19 protein-coding genes are annotated in these 17,887 nt (G+C 60.9%); 8 read left to right on the top strand and 11 right to left on the bottom strand.

Annotated features, from left to right (window positions below):
* Positions 1-73: 73 nt before the first annotated feature.
* From AB4N92_RS19695 to AB4N92_RS19685, 3 genes are read right to left on the bottom strand one after another with little or no spacing between them, the layout of a single operon-like run.
* Entirely contained in the window at positions 74-982 is a 909-nt protein-coding gene (locus tag AB4N92_RS19695; protein WP_010212104.1) for a 5-oxoprolinase subunit C family protein, read from the bottom strand.
* Complete coding sequence (gene pxpB / locus AB4N92_RS19690; RefSeq protein WP_010212105.1) at positions 979-1,683, bottom strand: 5-oxoprolinase subunit PxpB; 705 nt, start codon at positions 1,681-1,683, stop codon at positions 979-981. Before pxpB ends, AB4N92_RS19695 begins: the two co-directional genes overlap by 4 nt.
* Positions 1,680-2,420 carry a 5-oxoprolinase subunit PxpA gene (locus AB4N92_RS19685; RefSeq protein WP_010212107.1) on the bottom strand — a complete coding sequence of 247 codons (741 nt, stop codon included), beginning with the start codon at positions 2,418-2,420 and terminating at the stop codon, positions 1,680-1,682. Before AB4N92_RS19685 ends, pxpB begins: the two co-directional genes overlap by 4 nt.
* A 176-nt stretch (positions 2,421-2,596) precedes the next feature.
* Here AB4N92_RS19685 and AB4N92_RS19680 point away from each other — a divergent pair, with 176 nt between their 5' ends.
* Positions 2,597-3,535 carry a LysR family transcriptional regulator gene (locus AB4N92_RS19680; RefSeq protein ID WP_010212109.1) on the top strand — a complete coding sequence of 313 codons (939 nt, stop codon included), beginning with the start codon at positions 2,597-2,599 and terminating at the stop codon, positions 3,533-3,535.
* A gap of 110 nt (positions 3,536-3,645) precedes the next feature.
* Here the strand turns inward: AB4N92_RS19680 and AB4N92_RS19675 are convergent, their stop codons facing one another.
* Genes AB4N92_RS19675 through AB4N92_RS19665 form a run of 3 tightly spaced genes read right to left on the bottom strand, consistent with a single transcriptional unit; the run spans position 3,646 to position 5,543 of the window.
* Positions 3,646-4,188: a DUF2937 family protein gene (locus AB4N92_RS19675; RefSeq protein WP_010212110.1), complete on the bottom strand. Its 543-nt coding sequence runs from the start codon at positions 4,186-4,188 to the stop codon at positions 3,646-3,648.
* A gap of 11 nt (positions 4,189-4,199) precedes the next feature.
* Positions 4,200-4,976 carry a class II glutamine amidotransferase gene (locus AB4N92_RS19670; protein ID WP_010212112.1) on the bottom strand — a complete coding sequence of 259 codons (777 nt, stop codon included), beginning with the start codon at positions 4,974-4,976 and terminating at the stop codon, positions 4,200-4,202.
* A gap of 30 nt (positions 4,977-5,006) precedes the next feature.
* Positions 5,007-5,543 carry a hypothetical protein gene (locus AB4N92_RS19665; RefSeq protein ID WP_010212114.1) on the bottom strand — a complete coding sequence of 179 codons (537 nt, stop codon included), beginning with the start codon at positions 5,541-5,543 and terminating at the stop codon, positions 5,007-5,009.
* A gap of 25 nt (positions 5,544-5,568) precedes the next feature.
* On the opposite strand from AB4N92_RS19665, the gene AB4N92_RS19660 reads away from it, so the two are divergent.
* Together AB4N92_RS19660 and AB4N92_RS19655 are read left to right on the top strand one after the other, a co-directional pair.
* Positions 5,569-7,611 carry a S9 family peptidase gene (locus tag AB4N92_RS19660; protein WP_021491002.1) on the top strand — a complete coding sequence of 681 codons (2,043 nt, stop codon included), beginning with the start codon at positions 5,569-5,571 and terminating at the stop codon, positions 7,609-7,611.
* A 68-nt stretch (positions 7,612-7,679) separates the two neighbouring features.
* Positions 7,680-8,165, top strand: a complete 486-nt coding sequence (locus tag AB4N92_RS19655; protein ID WP_021491003.1) for a cyclic nucleotide-binding domain-containing protein — start codon at positions 7,680-7,682, stop codon at positions 8,163-8,165.
* Here the strand turns inward: AB4N92_RS19655 and AB4N92_RS19650 are convergent.
* Positions 8,162-8,437: a hypothetical protein gene (locus AB4N92_RS19650; protein ID WP_010212119.1), complete on the bottom strand. Its 276-nt coding sequence runs from the start codon at positions 8,435-8,437 to the stop codon at positions 8,162-8,164. The two genes, AB4N92_RS19655 and AB4N92_RS19650, sit on opposite strands and share 4 nt — an antisense overlap.
* Positions 8,438-8,515: 78 nt before the next feature.
* Between AB4N92_RS19650 and AB4N92_RS19645 the strand changes: the two genes are divergently transcribed.
* The gene (locus AB4N92_RS19645) at positions 8,516-9,202 is read left to right on the top strand and encodes a spermine/spermidine synthase domain-containing protein (protein WP_010212120.1); all 687 of its coding nucleotides are present in this window, start codon (positions 8,516-8,518) and stop codon (positions 9,200-9,202) included.
* A 119-nt stretch (positions 9,203-9,321) separates the two neighbouring features.
* Here AB4N92_RS19645 and AB4N92_RS19640 read toward each other — a convergent pair whose 3' ends face one another.
* A complete protein-coding gene (locus AB4N92_RS19640; RefSeq protein WP_042570732.1) occupies positions 9,322-10,242 on the bottom strand; it encodes a ParB/Srx family N-terminal domain-containing protein in 921 nt (306 codons plus the stop codon).
* Between the two features lie 98 nt (positions 10,243-10,340).
* On the opposite strand from AB4N92_RS19640, the gene AB4N92_RS19635 reads away from it, so the two are divergent.
* From AB4N92_RS19635 to AB4N92_RS19625, 3 genes are all read left to right on the top strand, one after another.
* On the top strand, positions 10,341-10,715 hold the full coding sequence (locus AB4N92_RS19635; protein WP_010212122.1) for a YajD family HNH nuclease: 375 nt from the start codon (positions 10,341-10,343) through the stop codon (positions 10,713-10,715).
* 169 nt (positions 10,716-10,884) lie between these two features.
* Positions 10,885-11,352 (top strand): RNA methyltransferase, encoded by a 468-nt coding sequence (locus tag AB4N92_RS19630; protein ID WP_010212123.1) that lies wholly within the window; start codon positions 10,885-10,887, stop codon positions 11,350-11,352.
* 68 nt (positions 11,353-11,420) lie between these two features.
* Positions 11,421-11,771, top strand: a complete 351-nt coding sequence (locus tag AB4N92_RS19625; RefSeq protein ID WP_021491006.1) for a YgaP family membrane protein — start codon at positions 11,421-11,423, stop codon at positions 11,769-11,771.
* 43 nt (positions 11,772-11,814) lie between these two features.
* On the opposite strand, the gene AB4N92_RS19620 is transcribed toward AB4N92_RS19625, so the two are convergent.
* Together AB4N92_RS19620 and AB4N92_RS19615 are read right to left on the bottom strand one after the other, a co-directional pair.
* Positions 11,815-13,035: a hypothetical protein gene (locus tag AB4N92_RS19620; protein WP_236267004.1), complete on the bottom strand. Its 1,221-nt coding sequence runs from the start codon at positions 13,033-13,035 to the stop codon at positions 11,815-11,817.
* Positions 13,036-13,047: 12 nt separating this feature from the next.
* Positions 13,048-13,497 (bottom strand): YcgN family cysteine cluster protein, encoded by a 450-nt coding sequence (locus AB4N92_RS19615; RefSeq protein WP_003172524.1) that lies wholly within the window; start codon positions 13,495-13,497, stop codon positions 13,048-13,050.
* A gap of 154 nt (positions 13,498-13,651) precedes the next feature.
* Between AB4N92_RS19615 and AB4N92_RS19610 the strand changes: the two genes are divergently transcribed.
* Positions 13,652-14,236 carry a nitroreductase family protein gene (locus AB4N92_RS19610; protein ID WP_010212129.1) on the top strand — a complete coding sequence of 195 codons (585 nt, stop codon included), beginning with the start codon at positions 13,652-13,654 and terminating at the stop codon, positions 14,234-14,236.
* Between the two features lie 68 nt (positions 14,237-14,304).
* Here AB4N92_RS19610 and AB4N92_RS19605 read toward each other — a convergent pair whose 3' ends face one another.
* On the bottom strand, positions 14,305-17,814 hold the full coding sequence (locus tag AB4N92_RS19605) for an OspG family effector kinase (protein WP_236267003.1): 3,510 nt from the start codon (positions 17,812-17,814) through the stop codon (positions 14,305-14,307).
* Positions 17,815-17,887: the final 73 nt, after the last annotated feature.

Below are 17,887 nucleotides of genomic sequence, written 5' to 3'. Positions count from 1 at the left end.
ACCTTGCAAACCAATACGGCAAAGGACTCAGGTAGTGTGGGATATCTCTGCGAGTGTCCCACTGCCTCAGCGGTCAAATGAACTGGCGTAGACATTCAAGTTGCTGACGATGCGCCGTCTCCTGCACCACTGGCGTCAAGCGTACTTTCTCTCCTGGCAGGCATTGCGCCAGCCGCGCCAGCGACAGAGGCGTCAGTGCCCCCAGACGCGGGTAGCCACCGATGGTCTGCCGATCATTGAGCAACACAATCGGCTGCCCATCCGGCGGCACTTGGATCGCTCCCAACGGAATGCCTTCGGAGATCAACGACGGCCCCTGATACTGCAACGGCGTGCCCAACAAACGCATGCCCATGCGATCGGCGCGGCTGTCGAGGGCCCACTCTGTGTTGAATGCGTCGAACAGGCTTTGCCCACTGAACTGGCCGATTTGTGCGCCGACAATCACGTCCAACGGTGCTTTGGTTGGCAGGGTTAAATCGCTGAGAACCTTCATTGCGCCGCCCGTGCCGGAATACGCCAAGCACCCGCCTTCGGCCAATGCCTTGCCAAAGCCGTCCACCCCGCCCAGTTCCTCGCGCACAACGGTGGCGCAACTGCCCAGCACATCCGGCGCATCAAAGCCGCCCGGTGCGGCCAGATAGGCCCGCGCCCCCTTGAATGGCTGGGTGAAACGCAGGCGCTGGCCCTTTTGCAGGATGAAACTGCGGCCGGGGCTGATGGGGCGTTCGTCGATGTACGCGCCCAAGTCCGCTCCGGCCAGGGCCAGCAGGCAATAATCGTCGGCTTGCACGGTAAAACCGCCCAGGGTGATTTCCACCACCGGCGCGTCCAGCGCATTGCCCAGCAGCCAGTTGGCCCAGGACATCGACACCCAGTCCAGCGCTCCGCCCTGGGTCACGCCAAGGTGACGCACGCCAAAACGGCCGCCGTCCTGCAACAGGCACAGCGGCGTGCTGGCCTCAATGATCAAGCGGCTCATGCCTGCGCCTCCAACGGCGTGTCATCGCCACCTAATGTGATGAATTGAGCGTGATCGACGGGCTCGAAGCGCACCGTGTCACCAGGCTGCATCAGGCTGTAGCCCTCGCGCTCGCGGTCAAAGAGTCGGGCCGGGGTGCGGCCTATCAGGTTCCAGCCGCCCGGCGAGACCACCGGGTAAGCGGCGGTTTGCCGTTCGGCGATGCCGACACTGCCGGCCGCCACGCGTTTGCGTGGGGTGTTCAGACGTGGCGCGGCGAGTCTTTCATCCACCAGGCCCATAAAGGCAAAGCCAGGGGCGAAGCCGAGGGCAAACACCTGGTATTCGTGGGCACTGTGGCGGCGGATCACTTCATCCACCGACAGGCCACTGCGCTGGCTAAGCAGGGTCAGTTCGGGGCCGACGCTCAGGTCGTACCACACCGGCAGCACATGGCACTGGCCACTGCCCTGGGCCTGTGGCTGCAGATCGGTGAGGGCCAGGTCGATCAACTCCCGCGCCTGGGCCGGGCTCAATGCCGTCAGGTCGTAATGCACCATCAACGTGGTGTAGGACGGCACCAGGTCCACCAAGGCCGCACCAAAATCGCTGCGCAAGCGCTGGGTGGCGGCAAGCATCCACGGCATATTGGCTTCGGCGATGGCATCAAATAGGCGCACCATCAGGCAGTCGATGGCCACCACTTCAATCCGAGGCTTCATGCTGGCTTCAATGCCTCGCAGATGCGTTGCACGGCGGCGACCGAGCTGGCGTTGTCGCCGTGTACGCACAAGGTATTGGCCTGCAGGACCAACGGGCTGCCGTCGCTGGCGGTGAGCGGTTCACCCCGGGAAATGGTCAGGGCTTGCTGCAGGATGGTGTCGGAATCGTGGTGCACCGCGCCGGGCAACTGGCGCGAGACCAGGTGGCCCTTGTTATCGTAGGCCCGGTCGGCGAAGGCTTCGAACCACAGGGTTACACCGTATTCGTCGCCCAAGGCCTGGGCCGCGCTGTTGTCGCGCGTGGCGAGCAGCATCAGTGGCAGGTCGCCGTAGGCGGCCACGGCCTGCATCACCGCACGCAACTGTGCGGGGTTGGCCATCATGTCGTTGTACATCGCTCCGTGAGGCTTCACGTAGCTGACACGCCCGCCTTGTGCCCGGCAGATGCCGTCGAGGGCACCGATCTGATAGTGCAACAGATCCTGGATTTCCTGAGGGGTGTAGGCCATCGAGCGACGGCCAAAGCCTTGCAGGTCCTGATACGCCGGGTGCGCACCGACTTGCACACCCTGTTTGAACGCCAGGCTGACCGTCTTGCGCATGATGCTCGGGTCGCCGGCATGGAAACCGCACGCCACGTTGGCGCAATCAATGAACGGCATGACCTCGGCGTCCAGACCCATGGTCCAGTTGCCAAAGCTTTCGCCAATATCGCAATTGAGTAAAAGACGGCTCACGGACTGTCGCTCCTGTAGGCTTTATTTTTTTGTAGTGTGGGATTATTTACGCAGAACTCGCAACTTGTCCTGACACCCCAACGGCGCTTATCGTGGAATGGCTCGATTTTTGGCGCTGGCCCGGTACGGCGTCCAACTAATAAAAACCGATCCATGCATAAGAAAAAGTTGATCCCATGAATTTGAAGTTCCTCGAAACCTTCGTCTGGGTAGCCAAGCTCAAGAGTTTCCGCCTGACCGCCGAGAAGTTGTTCACCACCCAGGCGTCGATCTCCAGCCGTATTGCGGTGCTGGAAAGCGAACTGGGGGTGAAGTTGTTTCTACGCGACTCACGCGGCGTGAGCCTGACCCCTGAGGGTTTGAAAGTGCTCGATTATGCCGAGCAGATGATGGTGACCATGCAGGGCCTGAAACAGTCCCTGGAGACCACCAGCAGCAAGGTCGGGCGCATTCGGATAGGCGCGATGGACACGGTTATCCACACCTGGCTCAGCCCGCTGGTGGCGGAACTGATGGACCACTTCCCCCTGGTAGAAATCGAATTGGTCGCCGATACCGCGCTGAACCTCAGCGATCAGCTGCAAAAAGGCTTCCTCGACCTGATCCTGCAAACCGACCTGGTGCGCCTCGAAACCGTACGCAGCCTGGAATTGGCCAGCCACCCCATGGCCTGGATCGTCGCCAGCCAGTCGATCTACAACCGTGACTACGCCTCCCTCGCAGAACTGGCCCAGGAACGCATCATCACCTACTCGAAAAACTCCCACCCGCACCAGGACGTCATCAGCCTGATGCAAGCCAACGGCGTGGCCGCGCCACGGATGAACTGCGTGAATTCAGTATCGGCCATCACCCGCTTGCTGCGCGATGGTTTCGGTATAGGCGCGCTGCCGCCGGTGCTGGTCAGCGAAGAACTGGCGCGTGGGGAATTGGTGATGTTGCCGATGGCGCAGAAACTGCCGAACTTGCAGGTGGTGGTGTCGTGGCGCGTAGGGGTGGAGTTGGTGGAGGAGATTGTGGGGTTGTGCCAGAAGGTGGTGGCGCGGTATGCCGAAGAAGTCGGTGAAGAGCGGATGGTACTGAGCACACCAACCTTACTGAGGAAACCGGATTAAACATGTGGGAGCGGGCTTGCTCGCGAATGCGGCGTGTCAGTCAAAGATGTTGTGACTGATCTACCGCATTCGCGAGCAAGCCCGCTCCAACAGTTGGATCTGCGTAGGGTTTACAAACCTTTCAGGTCGCGCTCTTCGATCGGCCGGCTTTGGCGCAGGCGCTTGCCGCCCAGCACGACCCAGTCGATCAGGCGGAACAGGCATTCGATGCCAAACGACAACAGCATCGCCCCGCCCAACCCCCAGCCCATGGCCTCAGGCGTGAGCAGGATCTGGTAGCTGTAGCCGTTCCAGGTTTCCTGGCGGATATCCGGGTCCGCCGCCACCGCCACTTGCAGGGCGCGGATGTACCACGGGCCTTGCATGGCCTGGAATTGCTTGTCCAACGCCACCTGGCGATCCAGCATGGCGCCCAGGCTGTTGGCGTCACTCTGGAACACCGGGTCATCGCTGGCGCGGTAGTGCGCGACCAACGCCTTCAAGTCACCGTTGAAGAACTGCCGGGCAGTGGTCTCAAACCCACTGAGACCGGTCTGGGCCTCGATCAAATGAGCTTCGACGCGCTTGGCGTAGTCGTTGATGAAGCCCGGCACTTGCACGCCGACCAACAGGCCAATCGCAAACAGCACCAACCGCAGATAACTGAGCAACATGGTCAATATCCTTACTCGGTGATGCCCTGGCTGACGCATTCACCGCGTCGCCACAGGCTCCATTGGCCCGGTTCGTAGCGGGTCCAGTTTTCGTTATCGGTCAAAGGTTCGGTGGCAATCACGGTCACCACGTCATTAGGCGTGGTTTCGGCCTGAAAATCGACGATCACGTCGACATCTTTCAAGCGTGCCGGACCAAACGGGGCGCGACGGGTGATCTGGGCCAATTTGGTCGAGCAATAGCAAAACAGCCAGTCGCCGTCGCTGAGCAGGCAGTTGAACACACCTTTGCTGCGGTATTCGGCACAGGCGGCGATCAGGTCCGGCAGGACGTCTTCAATGTCCACCGGCTCAGGGAAGGCTTCGCGCACACGGTTGAGCAAATCGCAGAAGGCCGCTTCGCTGTCGGTATCGCCCACCGGGCGGTAGAAAGTGGCGCGTGGGGTGAAGTCGGCCAGTTGGCCGTTGTGGGCAAAGCACCAGTTACGGCCCCACAGTTCGCGAACGAACGGGTGAGTGTTGGCCAAACTGACCTTGCCGACGTTGGCCTGGCGGATATGACCAATCACCACTTCACTTTTGATCGGGTAACGCTGCACCAGCAGCGCGACTTCCGATTCACTGCTGGCGGCCGGGTCCTGGAACAGGCGCAGGCCACGGCCTTCGTAGAAGGCGATGCCCCAACCGTCACGGTGCGGACCGGTGCGCCCACCGCGCTGCATCAGCCCGGTGAAGCTGAACACGATATCGGTGGGGACGTTGGCACTCATGCCCAATAATTCACACATGCCAGGGCTCTCGCAGCAGGGCGGACAACGTTAAAGGCGCGGTTCGACGCGCATACCGCTCACCGGCGCAGGACGCCGCATAGGCACGTCATCGTCATCTTGATCCGGCTCGGCGGCCAGGGCGGCATCAGCAGCGGCCTTGCGCTCACGGCGGGCGTTGGCGGCCCGTTCGATGGGCCAGCGGATCAGCGCAAACACCAGGTACACGCCAAAGGCGATCATGGTGTACATGAACAGATCGGAAATGGCCCGCCAGGCGTTGTTGCCGACCTTGAGCACCAGGTCCAGGGCCGTGATCGCCACGGCCGGCGCGAACTGGGTCTTGACCGGGTCGACAATGGTCGGGCTGAAGAGCAGCACCGCCATCAGCAATAGCAGCGGCTCGCGCAGCCAGCGCCAGATCCAGCGGGTCATGCGCCACCACACCAACAGGCAGCCCAAAGCGGCGAAGGCGTAAAGGCCCCAAGCGATCAGATAGTCGTTCTCGGTCATGGTGTCCATGGCAAGGTTGGCAAACAGGCGGCTATGATAACGGCTTTTGCGTGTCGCGGCTGCAATGCCTGCCACCGTCCGCCCGATAGAGAATAATCCCATGCCCGTATCGACCGCTCCGATTGCCCGCAAGGCCCAAGGCCCAGACCCGTACGCCTGGCTGCAAGTGCGCGACAGTGCTGAGGTGCTCGATTACCTCAAGGCTGAAAACGCCTGGCAGGAAGCCCAGCTCGCCGACCAGGCAGCGCTGCGCGAAACCCTGTTCGAGGAGATCAAGGGCCGCATTCTCGAAACCGATCTGTCGTTGCCTTCGCCGTGGGGCCCGTATTTGTATTACACCCGCACCACCGCCGGTGACGAATACGCCCGCCACTACCGCTGCCGTCGCCCGGCCGACGACAGCAACCAGGTGGATGACAGCAGCGAAGAATTGCTGCTGGACCCGAACGAGCTAGCCAATGGTGGCTTCTTCTCCCTTGGCGCGTTCAGCATCAGCCCCGACCACCAGCGCCTGGCCTACAGCCTCGATACCAGCGGTGAAGAGATCTACACCCTCTACGTGAAGGAATTGGCCACCGGTAAAGTCAGCGAACTGGAGTTTGAACACTGCGACGGCAGCATGACCTGGGCCAACGACAGCCTGACCCTGTTCTTCGGCGAGCTGGACGACACCCACCGCCCGCACAAACTGTATCGCTATCGCCTGGACGGCACGGCAGCGCAGGAAGTGTTCCATGAGCCGGACGGACGCTTCTTCCTGCATTGCTACCGTTCCAGCTCCGAGCGCCAGCTGCTGCTGTCACTGGGCAGCAAGACCACCAGCGAAGTCTGGGCCCTGGACGCCGATCAGCCGCAGCTGGACTTTACGTGCCTGGCGCCACGGGTCGAGGACCACGAATACGATGTCGATCACGGCCAGCTGAATGGCGCGTGGACCTGGTTTATCCGCAGCAACCGCGATGGCATCAACTACGCCCTGTTCGTGGCGACCGACATTGGCGATGTGCCGACCGAAGCTGAGTGGCAGAACCTGATCCCCCACAGCGACGAGGTGATGCTCGACGGCGTGAGCCTCAACACCCACGCCATGACCCTGAGCCTGCGCATCGGTGGCCTGCCGGTGATCGAAGTGCATCCACAGGGCTTGCCGGCCTATCGCGTGGAATTACCTGACGCCGCCTACAGCCTCTACGTACAGAACAGCCTGGAGTTTGTCAGCGACAAGATCCGCCTGCGCTATGAAGCCCTGAACCGCCCGGCCCAGGTTCGTCAGTTGGAACTGGCCAGCGGCGCGCAACAGGTGCTCAAGGAAACCCCGGTACTCGGCGTGTTCAACGCCGACGATTACGTGAGCCAACGGCTATGGGCCACCTCGGCAGATGGCACCCAGGTACCGATCAGCCTGGTGGTCAAGCGCGACCAGTTGGGTAAAGCCACGCCACTGTATCTGTACGGCTATGGCGCCTACGGTTCGAGCCTGGACCCGTGGTTCTCCCACGCACGCCTGAGCCTGCTGGAGCGTGGCGTGGCGTTTGCCATCGCCCACGTGCGTGGCGGCGGGGAGTTGGGCGAAGCCTGGTACCGCAATGGCAAGCAGGCGCACAAACAGAACACGTTCAGTGACTTTATCGCCTGTGCCGAACACCTGATCGCCGAGGGTCTGACCACCTCCAAGCAACTGGCCATCAGCGGCGGCAGTGCCGGTGGCCTGTTGATCGGCGCGGTGCTCAATCAGCGCCCTGAGCTGTTCCAGGCGGCGATTGCCGAAGTGCCCTTCGTCGACGTGCTCAACACCATGCTCGACCCGGAACTGCCGTTGACCATCACCGAGTACGACGAGTGGGGCAACCCTGAAGAACCGGACGTCTACGCACGCATCAAGGCCTATGCGCCCTACGAAAACGTTCGCGCCCAGGGCTACCCGCACCTGCTGGTGATCGCCGGCTACAACGACAGCCGCGTGCAATATTGGGAAGCCGCCAAGTGGGTGGCCAAGTTGCGCGACACCAAGACCGACGACAACCTTCTGTTGCTCAAGACCGAACTGGGCGCCGGCCACGGTGGCATGAGCGGTCGTTACCAGGGATTACGTGACGTAGCACTCGAATATGGCTTTGTGTTCAAGGCGCTGGGGCTGGTTTAAGGAACTTAGCGGGGCGGTTCTGTCTGAACACAGGACTGCCTACTGATTGATGGATCAAGATTGCTGCCATGGCATTACCGACACTCATGAGTTCTTCTTTACAAACCGAAATCCGCGACATGCTTATGGATTGCGGCCTGTTCGACCCACTGTTGCCGGAAGACTTTCATGTCGCCGCCGGCTATTTCAATATCAGCAGCATTGCCCGCGATGAAGTGATTTTCCTTGAGGGCGATGCCGGCACCTTCATGTGCATCCTCCACAGCGGCCAGGTGGCGGTGCAGAAAACCAACCACGAAGGTCAGCGCCTGACCATCGCGACCCTGCGCAGCGGCCGGGCCTTTGGCGAGATGGCCGTACTCGACGGCGAGCGGCGTTCCGCCAGTTGCGTAGCGGCCAGTGACTGCGTGCTGCTGAACCTGGGCAAGGACTCCCTGGAAAAGATGCTCAACGAGGCGCCCAGGGTCGCCGCCAAGATCATCCGCGCGATAGCTATCGCCCTGTCCAAGCGCCTGCGCATGGCCGACGGGCAATTACTCTCGCAACAGATCTAACCGCCAGGCGTCTTCGGCTTGCTGTCATTTTGCAGGCCCGGCACCGTCTGGTCCTTGGGTGGCGTTGGCAGCACGATAGGCACCAAGGGTGGCGAGCCATTGGTCTTGGGCACGGCGGGCGGGGTGACTTGCGGGTATAACGTCGGCGTCGGAGTGCCCGGCGCGCCTGGGGTTGGGGCGGGCGCGACCGGTACGGTTTGCAACTCCTGAGCCTGCGCCGCACCTGAGGCGAGCGCGCTCAACACAATGACCGTTAGAATGCTGCACTTCATCGATGGCTCCATGGCCTGACCGGAATATCGTAAGGCTACTCCCAACCGCGCAAGAATGCCCTTCCCAATGAGATTCCCATGAAACGTTTCGTTCTGCTGGACACCACCCCGATCCCCGATAACGGCGGTGCCTTATGCCTGTTCGAATACGGTGAAGATTTCGTCATCAAGATCCAGGGCGGCGACGGTGGCCAGTTGATGAACACGCGCATGCACGGCTCTGAAGATGCGCTGGCGGAAATCCCCTGCCGCAAAGTCGCTGGGCGCCCCGGCTCACGGGTATTGATTGGTGGCTTGGGCATGGGCTTTACCCTGGCGTCAGCCCTCAAGCACTTGGGCAAGAGCGCTGAAGTGGTCGTCGCAGAACTGGTGCCGGGCGTCGTGGAATGGAACCGGGGGCCGCTGGGCGAAAAATCCGGCCGACCGTTGCTGGACCCGCGCACGGTGATCCGCATGGAAGACGTGGCCAAGGTGCTGCAAGCCGAGCCCCAGGGCTTTGACGCAATCATGCTGGACGTGGACAACGGCCCCGAAGGCCTCACGCAAAAGGCCAACAGTTGGCTCTACTCGGCCGCTGGCCTGGCCGCCTGCGCCAAGGCCCTGCGCCCCAAAGGCGTGCTGGCCGTGTGGTCAGCCAGCGCCGACAAGCTGTTCAGCGACAAACTGCGCAAGGCCGGTTTCAAGGCCGAGGAAGTGCAGGTGTTTGCCCACGGCAACAAGGGCACACGGCACACCATCTGGATTGCGGAGAAGCTCAAGGGCTGATCACACTGCAGGTCTAATGTGGGAGCGGGCTTGCTCGCGAATGCGGTGTGTCATTCAGCACATCAGTGACTGAAACACCGCATTCGCCAGCAAGCCCGCTCCCACATTGTTGATCTGCGCTATTGTTGGGAATTACGGTAATCGATCACGTACGGCACTTTTTTGTCGAACGTTTTCTCCAATTCATCGCGGTCCAGCGTCGTCATGCCGCCCAGTTGATGGGCGGTGAAACCGCTGTCGCCGACCGGTGAGCCCGGGGCCAGGCTGACCATGCGCTTGGCGACGGCTTCTATCGCGTCCTTGTAGCCAGCCTTCTTGTTCAGGTTGTACTTGCCCAGATCAATTTGCGTGCGCAGCCAGTTGCCCCAATAGAACTCCAGGAACTCCGGCGCGATCTCGCCAGCATCAGGTTTGCCATACGCGGCCTTGCGGGTGAAATACACCAGGCTGCGGAAGGTGTCGTCCTGCAGGTTCTTGAAGCCCAGGTGCGCCGGCAACTGCTCGGGCGGCAGGGTCTGGCCCTGATTGTCCTTGAGCCAGACCTTGCGCGCGGCCTCCATGCGCTGCCAGAAGTTGGCCATGGTCGGGCTGTTGCTGAAGTCGTCGGTGACCCTGACCCACATGTTCAGGCGAGGTCCGCCGCCGGGCGCTTCCCACAAGGTGGTGAAGCTGTGGTGACCGTCGGTCAGGTACAACTGGCCGCCGGGGCCGACTACCACGGTTTTCATGTCGTCAGGATGAGTGCCCACCGGATCCTTGCAGGTGAAGCTCGCCGGCTTTTGCAGGTCCGCGCCCTTGGGCACGTTGTCGGCCTCGCCCTGGCCGTTGGTTTCGCAGTATTCATCGAAGACCTTGTTGGGTTTATCGACGAACAGGCCAAGGCTGTAGTAGATCTGATCGAAACCCACCACGGCCTGGGTCGGGTGCAATTGCTCCAGGGTCACCTCGATCACCTGACCGGGCTGAGGGGTAGAGAACGCTTGGGCTTGGGCCGTGAGCCCACACAGCAACAGTGCAACAGTCCATGAATGCAGACGCATGAGTTTCAGATCCTTATCGATAAAGTGAAGCGGTTATTTGCAACGCGAGCGGCTAGAATCAACCCTATCCGTGAACCATCAAATAGCCAGGAGCCATGATGAGCTCGACCAACCCGCCCTCCCACACCGCCAAGCTGGATCGCATCCTTGCCGATGCCCAGCGCGACCGGGAAATGGGCTACCGCGACAAAGCCTTGAAGATGTACCCCCACGTGTGCGGCCGCTGCGCCCGTGAGTTCTCCGGCAAACGCCTGAGTGAGCTGACCGTACACCACCGCAACCACAATCATGATGACAATCCCCAGGACGGTTCCAACTGGGAGTTGCTGTGCCTGTATTGCCACGACAACGAACACTCGCGCTATACCGACCAGCAATACTTCGGCGACGGCTCCACCAGCAGCCCGACGATTGCCAAGGCCACGCATAATCCGTTTGCGGCGTTGGCCGGTCTGATGAAGAAGGACGACTGAAGGCCTTCGTCGGCTGTAACGGCCTCATCGCAGGCAAGCCAGCTCCCACACTTCTGATCTGTGAACACATTCAAATGTGAGAGCGGGCTTGCTCGCGAAGGCGATCGGCCAACCACGGCATCACTCCAAGGCCGTATAATCGCCGTTTTCCTCCAAGGCACCCTTCCCCGTGGGCAATAAACGCTACAGCTGCATCGGTCTGTATAACCCCAAATCCCCCGAAAACGTCGGTTCGGTCATGCGTGCCGCCGGCTGCTACGGCGTGGCCTCGGTGTTTTACACTGGCGTGCGTTACGAGCGCGCGCGGGACTTCATCACCGACACCAAGAAGGTCCACCACGACATTCCGCTGATCGGCATCGATGACCTGAAAAAGATCCTGCCCCTGGGCTGCATCCCCGTCGCCGTGGAGCTGGTGGAAGGCGCTCGCCCCCTGCCCGAATACACCCACCCTGACCGCGCGCTGTACATCTTCGGCCCGGAAGACGGCTCCCTCGACAAAGAGATCCGCGACTGGTGCGAAGACGTGATCTACATCCCGACCACCGGCTGCATGAACCTCGCCGCCACCGTCAACGTGGTGCTCTATGACCGCCTGGCCAAGGGCAACAACACCCGTTCGGGCCCCAAATACTGATATTTTCGGAACATCCGGCACCTGCGGGCAGTCAGCTATTTATCACTAGCCCTCGTTGGAGACAGATCATGAGCGACAGCAAAACCTTGCGACCTATCATCGAGCACACCCCGTTTGAAACGCAGCCGCAGCAAAACGTGCACGGCTGGGAGCGCATCGGCTCGGTGGCCGGTGGCGTGATGATGGTGGGCAAAGGCCTGCGCCGTGGCGGGATTTTCGGCTTGATTCAGGTGGCGATCGGCGGTGTGGCGCTGGTGCGGGGTGTTACCGGGCACAGTTCGCTCAAGGACAAGCTGGCACAAGGTCGTCAGGAGATGAACACCGTGCGGACGAAGATCGAACGTGCCGGGGCAGAGTTACAGAACTTGAAGACCAAGGCAGAAGTGGCGGCTGAGAAGGCGGTTAAAACCTCAGTCTGATCTTCCATGTGATGGAGATCAAACTGTGGGAGCGGGCTTAGGATCAGCGCAGCAGTTTGGAATCCAGCACCACTGAGGGCTCGCCGATAATGCTCTCGGCCAGCTGCACGAACTCCGCGGTGGTGATGCGGTTGGCCCGCATCACCGCTTGCGCGAGGTCATCCAGCGACCGTTTGTTGTGAGTCTTCACTCGGATCTCGCGGTCCAGTTCCTGCAACACCACCACCGCCCGTGACACCGTCGCGCCACTGACGTGCTCACCGCGCAGGCTGGTCACGCCCTTACCTTCCTTTGCCAATCGCGCCCGTATTGCCTGATAGCGCTCGTCGGTGATGCCACCGGCCCGACGCACCAGTTCAATGGCGTAATACTCGGCCAGTCCTTCGCTGATCCAGTCACTGGTGTCGTGGTCATTGAAGCGCCCGATCGCCTGTACCACTTCGCGTAACAACGGGCTGCTGCCGTTTTCGCTGACCAGCGGCGTGCGGCTGTTGAGGTAGATCGAGTCCCGCGCCGAGAACGCGCCACGGCGCATCGGGTCGCTGGCGCCCACCACCAGCAGCTTGGCCGGATGGCGCGGGAAGGCCGCTTCCACTTGGGGCCAAACGAATGTCAGCAACGTCAACACATCCATCCGGCGCATGGCCTGGCCCTTGGGCGAAGCCACGGTCACTTCCGTCTCGCCCAAACGCACACGGCGGCTACCGAGGTTGCCGGCGAGCATCCAGCCGGTGGGCCGGTCGAACAGGCGGGAGACGTTGTCGATACGGAATGTGTTCTTGCCGATGCGCGGCCAGGCGGTTTCGATGCTTTTCCAGCCGGCCGGCAGTTCGAAGACCAGGCGTGAGACCAATTCAACGCCGTCCTGCTGATCGAGGCGCGCGGTCGGCACCAGGTCTTCACCGCGAAACAGCGCCCAGCTCGGCGTCATCCGCGCTTCATAGATACCGGCCTTGCGCGCATGGGTGAGGCGTACGCGGTAGGTCAGGCTGGCTTTGTCGGCGCTGGGTTGCCATAGGCCGCGATGTTCGGTGATGCTCCACTGGCCGTCAGCCTTGAAATCGCTGTAGTCACCGTCGGAGCCAAGGTCGAAGTTCAAACTGCGCACCGCCGAACCCTTGGACAGGCTCACCCGCACTTCGGCCTGATCACTCAGGGGTAAGAGTTTGACGTGATAATCCAGGTCGACTTTCTTTGCGCACCATGCAGACGTGCTCAGCGTCAGCAACACCATAGATGCTGCCAACTTGATTGCCCCCCTCATACACACTCCTTCTCAGCCCGCGCGGAAAATCAGGTAGTCCTCCCAGTCATCCTCCGGCACGCTGCCTTCGCTGAGCATGCGCCCGGACTGGGAAATGCGTTCGTGGTGCACGGCATCGCGGTCGCCGCAGACCAGGTGGTGCCACAGTGGCAGGTCCTTGCGTTCGCTGACCAGGCGATAACCACAGGTGGGCGGCAACCATTTGAACTGGTCGGCCTGACCCGGCGTGAGCTGGATGCAGTCAGGCACCGATGCACGACGGTTGGGGTAGTCGGTGCATTGGCAGGTTTTCAGGTCGAGCAGTTTGCAGGCGATCCGCGTGTAATAGACGCTGTTGTCGTCTTCGTCCTCGAGCTTTTGCAGGCAGCACAGGCCACAGCCGTCGCACAACGATTCCCACTCCTCCTGGTCGAGGTGCTCAAGGGTTTTGCGTATCCAGAAAGGTTCGACTTTGGCGGCCATGGCTCTGCATCGGTATCGGTGGGTGAAAAGGCCGCCAGTCTAGTGCCCAAGGCCTCTGGGGCCAAGCGCTTACGACTGGCGGTGTCACGACACTTGTCAGTCTAGTGGCCGCGCAGTAGCTTTGAGCGCCGAATTGACGATCAGGAACTGCTCCATGACACGTGTTGCCGACTATCCGATCCACACCCAATTCACCGACCGCTGGTCGCCCCGTGCCTTCACCGGCGAGAGCATCTCCCAGGAAACCCTGCTGAGTTTCTTCGAAGCCGCGCGCTGGGCGCCGTCCGCCTACAACTCGCAGCCATGGCGCTTTCTCTACGCCCGCCGCGACACGCCGGATTGGGAGCGTTTCCTGGGTTTGCTGAATGAATTCAACCGTGGCTGGGCGCAACACGCGTCGGCCCTGGTGATCATCGCCTCGAAAACCGACTTCACTGCCCCCGGCGCCAGCGAAGAAACCCCGGCCCTGTGGCACACCTTCGACACGGGCTCGGCCTGGGGCCACCTGGCGCTGCAGGCCAGTCTCAGCGGCTGGCACACCCACGGCATGGCCGGTTTCGATCAGGAACTGACCCGCAAAGAGCTGAAAATCCCGCAAGGTTATGCGCTGCATGCCGCCGTGGCCGTGGGCAAGCTGGGCGATAAGTCGACCCTGCCTGAATACCTGCAAGGTCGCGAAACACCCAGCCCGCGCAAGCCGTTGAGCGAGCTGGTTTGCGAGGGCGATTTCAGCCTCTGAGGCAGATGGAGCTGACAGTGAGTTGCCAGGCGATGGCAACTCACTGAGGGGTTATTGGATCCAATGGCTCACGGCGCTTTAGCGACAAGTGCCGCATATTGCTTGAGTAACCTCTGCTTCTTCCTTTCATAGTCCTGCATCAAGAACGAGACCATGAACTCAGAGGACAACGCGTCCATATCCACCGGGTAAATTTTATTGTCGTTCGCGCTGTACATGAAGTTTTTCAACTGTAAATCGTTGTGGTAAATATCCTTCGCCTCCATCTCTGCGAACGTATCCGCCAGCAGTGAGCGGGCCTCCGGCGGTAAACTGTTCTTGTTGATGTGCGCAAGGTCCACCCCTTCGATCCTGCCCATGACCAGATACCTGCGACCGTCCTCGACGATTGTGCGTGCAAACCCATCGCCATAGTATTTATTCAAATATTGAACGTCGGATAATTCGATGTTATCCGAGGGCGTGTATCGCGTCGGTCCTAAATCCTTATAGGCGCGCTTCCCATCAAGACTGGCGTAGACGACGCCCTCGCCCCCTCTGCCAATCACCGGCCCGCAGTCTGCCTTGATCGACGTTGGAGCACCGCCCTGGAGTCCCAGGCGTCGCCATTGATCACCCTGGACATGCTCGACCAGCAACCCGGTTTGTCGGTTGTTGTGATAGACCCGGGCCTGTACTTTTCCGTCGGCTGTACGCGCCACTTGCCGTACTTCGTAAAGGGCGGTTCGGCCACTGCCGTCGGTATGGCGGATATGCGACAGGTGGCCGTCAGCAGCGACATATACGCCCTGACTGTTGCGTGAGAGCCCGGTAATTCTTGACCGAGGCACGCTGAATTGACGAAACATCCCATTGCTCAGTTCGCCCTCGGGTACGGTCGGCAAGTGGGTAATCTTGCCATCCACCGCGCGGACCCCGGGAGCGAAGTCGTGAATAGGTCGGTCGTAGGGGCGCATGGTTTGCGTATCCAGGGCGTACCATTTGCGCCTGTGCTGCACGGCAACGCCCTCAACATTTTCGCCCGCCACCTTGAAGACCCCGATGGCCGCGTCCCCATGCTGCTTGCTAGCGGCCTTGAGCAGGTCATAACCGCCGGCCGTGCCCCTGAGCACATTGAACTGGCGGACCAGATAACGGCCACCGCCAACCGCCAACCTGCCGCCCCCCACCAGCAGCTCGCCGATGCCACTCAAGGGGTTGAATGCCTCAACGACCTTTGCGCCGATAAACCTCGCAGCCTTGGCCGCCTGACTCGCCGTTGAAAGCCCTTTGCCCAGCACCTTGCCTGCCTGCGCAGCCTTGCCCGCGCCTAAGGTGACCAAGCCCACGACGTCTAGGGCCAGGTCGAAGAGGCCCTGGCCGACATTGCCATGTTTAAAGTTGACGATGGCCGAACGCAATGGGATCAGGCTGCGAAAAAACTCAGCAATCGCCTCATTCCGGGCACTGTCCTGGTCAAACGAGGTCATGCCCCTGGCCTCGTTCAACAGGTCATCGTTCTTCAGGTCGAGGGACTTCACGAATACGTCGGCGATAGCATGACTGCGCTCGGAGTTGAAGCTGTCAGGCGGCTGCGTACCTTCAGGCTGGGCCAGGAACCGCCGGGCGGGCTTATCATTGCCAGGTTCAAACAGCGCGGTACGAGAGAGGATGTTAGCGTCGCGCTCTTCCATTTTGTCGGCGGTATAGGGTTCAGTGCGGCGACGTTTCAGGAAGTTCTGTTTTTCAATAGAGCCTTGGCGCGTATCGATCAGATAAATATCCACCTGACCATTAGTTTGCGTCGCTTTCACCTCCAGCGTATGCCCTCGGACGTGCAGAGCAGGCGGGGTCAATAAATCACCGGCAATTTTGTATTGGTGGGTGTGGAAGAACTCCAGCTTGCCGAACTCCAGGTTCTTGCGGTCTTCCAAGGGCAATGTCGAAATCAGGTGCCTGACCAGGCCTTGCTGGCCCTCGCCTTGCGCTTGTATAGCGCTGTCGTAGGCTGTCTTGAACGGGGTGGCAACCCCTAGTTTGCCGGCCCGATACAGATTACAGAACTTATCGACGGGGAGGCGTTTGTCATTGGATACCCAATGATCTTCAGGCCCCAGCGCTCCCCCTTCCATGACGATATCCAGCATCGAACGCATGCCGGGATAAACGCCGGGCCGCCCTTCCTTTAACCTTGCCTTCTGAATATTCTTCACTTCGAACAAGCGGGGGTCCAGCTCGGGGAATGCCGCTTGAAGTTGCGCAATGCCCATCGCTGAACGACTGGGGATTGCGGTTTGCAGCGCGTCGCTGGTGGTCTTCAGTGAACTCAGGTGACTGTTGAATGCAGTCCTCACACGCTCCATGGCACTCGCCGAGGGTGCCTCTTCGGTATCGATGAGCAGTCCATTGACGGTGCCCCAGTCCTTGAGTGCCTGATAGTCGATCTGTTGGCAGAGCTCTTCGTCGACAGGGAGCGTCTCGGCGCCCAGCAAAATCTCGGCGTACCCCATGCCCAGTGTTCGGCCCGGGGTTTGCGCTTCGATCCTGGCCACTGCCATCGCCAGTTGAGCCCAGAGCACGCTGCCATAGGTCACACTCGCCGGAATGTCTTTGACCAGATACTCAGGTGCCGTCCTGGCCAACAACAGATAGGCCGCCAGAGGGGCGGTTTGTGCGTTGGCCCGGCCTTTTTCAACCAGGTGTTTACCCAACCCCTCAATGACCACCGTGGCCGGCTGCCCCCAATGCTGGCTGCGCGCCAGATCATACCCGGCGACGCTGTTGCGAGCCGGATCAGCCTGACTTTCGGGGTCAAGACCCAGATGGATGGCGGTCAACACATAGTCGTTGTTGGCCACACCCGTCGGGATACCCTCCAGCCTCGACTGGATCGCCTGCCCCAGGGCCTGGGCCTTGGGTGAACCGAGCAGTTTTTCCATCGCGACGATAGGCGTTTTCAAGTCGGCCTCGGACACCGCGCTGCCGCTCATCAAATACCCCAGGGCGCCCTTCTCACGCTCCGCCAACGGCAGACCGGGCAAACCGCTGGCGTTGCTTTGAAGCAGGGCGAGCACAGCCTCCTGGTCGTTGCTGGCCATGGGCTGCGGCCAGGACAGCGCGCCACTGAGGTTGCCCAGGGGATGGACCTGCGCCTGCAGGACGCTCGAATCTTTCAGCGTTACCAGCGCTTCGAGGGTTTTCGGTACCTGCAGGCCGCAGCCAAGCAGGTAGTCCTCAAGGCTGACCATGCGGTTCTCAGGCAGAGTCGGGCCTGGCCACGAGGAGTCTTCGCACACAAACAGTGTTGTACTTTTAAGATGCGACGCCAGCGCCGTTTCCATCCGCTTCCGGGCCTTGGATGCCGACTCATCGGGAACGAGCTGCTGAGTGAGGTCTTGAATCAGACGCTGGAGTGATTGCGCCAGGGCAAGCTGGTTACAGCGGTCTCCCAACGCTTTCTGCAATGCCGATGAAGGCTTGGGTACAGGGGCGTCGGTTGCCGCTGTCCCCCCTTGGCGCTGCAAGGCAACGGGCGGGGCGGCGCTATTGGGAAGCACCAATGGCTGGGTATAAACAACGGGCGAATTCAGAGTGGTCATGTTGTTAGCTGTCCTTAGTCAAGAAGATGTCCTACAAAGTGCGCGCGTCAGCGTTCTTTGCCATCTCTGCGTG

The sequence above is a fragment of the Pseudomonas sp. S3_A09 genome (assembly GCF_054668065.1).
Note: the sequence above shows the minus strand (reverse complement) of the source record. Positions and strands in the feature narration are given on the sequence as shown.

Coding starts and splice junctions, on each gene's coding strand:
- AB4N92_RS19695 (WP_010212104.1), bottom strand. CDS start 982: ATGAGCCGCTTGATCATTGAGGCCAGCACGCCGCTGTGCCTGTTGCAG.
- pxpB (WP_010212105.1), bottom strand. CDS start 1,683: ATGAAGCCTCGGATTGAAGTGGTGGCCATCGACTGCCTGATGGTGCGC.
- AB4N92_RS19680 (WP_010212109.1), top strand. CDS start 2,597: ATGAATTTGAAGTTCCTCGAAACCTTCGTCTGGGTAGCCAAGCTCAAG.
- AB4N92_RS19675 (WP_010212110.1), bottom strand. CDS start 4,188: ATGTTGCTCAGTTATCTGCGGTTGGTGCTGTTTGCGATTGGCCTGTTG.
- AB4N92_RS19670 (WP_010212112.1), bottom strand. CDS start 4,976: ATGTGTGAATTATTGGGCATGAGTGCCAACGTCCCCACCGATATCGTG.
- AB4N92_RS19660 (WP_021491002.1), top strand. CDS start 5,569: ATGCCCGTATCGACCGCTCCGATTGCCCGCAAGGCCCAAGGCCCAGAC.
- AB4N92_RS19655 (WP_021491003.1), top strand. CDS start 7,680: ATGGCATTACCGACACTCATGAGTTCTTCTTTACAAACCGAAATCCGC.
- AB4N92_RS19650 (WP_010212119.1), bottom strand. CDS start 8,437: ATGAAGTGCAGCATTCTAACGGTCATTGTGTTGAGCGCGCTCGCCTCA.
- AB4N92_RS19645 (WP_010212120.1), top strand. CDS start 8,516: ATGAAACGTTTCGTTCTGCTGGACACCACCCCGATCCCCGATAACGGC.
- AB4N92_RS19640 (WP_042570732.1), bottom strand. CDS start 10,242: ATGCGTCTGCATTCATGGACTGTTGCACTGTTGCTGTGTGGGCTCACG.
- AB4N92_RS19635 (WP_010212122.1), top strand. CDS start 10,341: ATGAGCTCGACCAACCCGCCCTCCCACACCGCCAAGCTGGATCGCATC.
- AB4N92_RS19625 (WP_021491006.1), top strand. CDS start 11,421: ATGAGCGACAGCAAAACCTTGCGACCTATCATCGAGCACACCCCGTTT.
- AB4N92_RS19620 (WP_236267004.1), bottom strand. CDS start 13,035: ATGAGGGGGGCAATCAAGTTGGCAGCATCTATGGTGTTGCTGACGCTG.
- AB4N92_RS19615 (WP_003172524.1), bottom strand. CDS start 13,497: ATGGCCGCCAAAGTCGAACCTTTCTGGATACGCAAAACCCTTGAGCAC.
- AB4N92_RS19610 (WP_010212129.1), top strand. CDS start 13,652: ATGACACGTGTTGCCGACTATCCGATCCACACCCAATTCACCGACCGC.
- AB4N92_RS19605 (WP_236267003.1), bottom strand. CDS start 17,814: ATGACCACTCTGAATTCGCCCGTTGTTTATACCCAGCCATTGGTGCTT.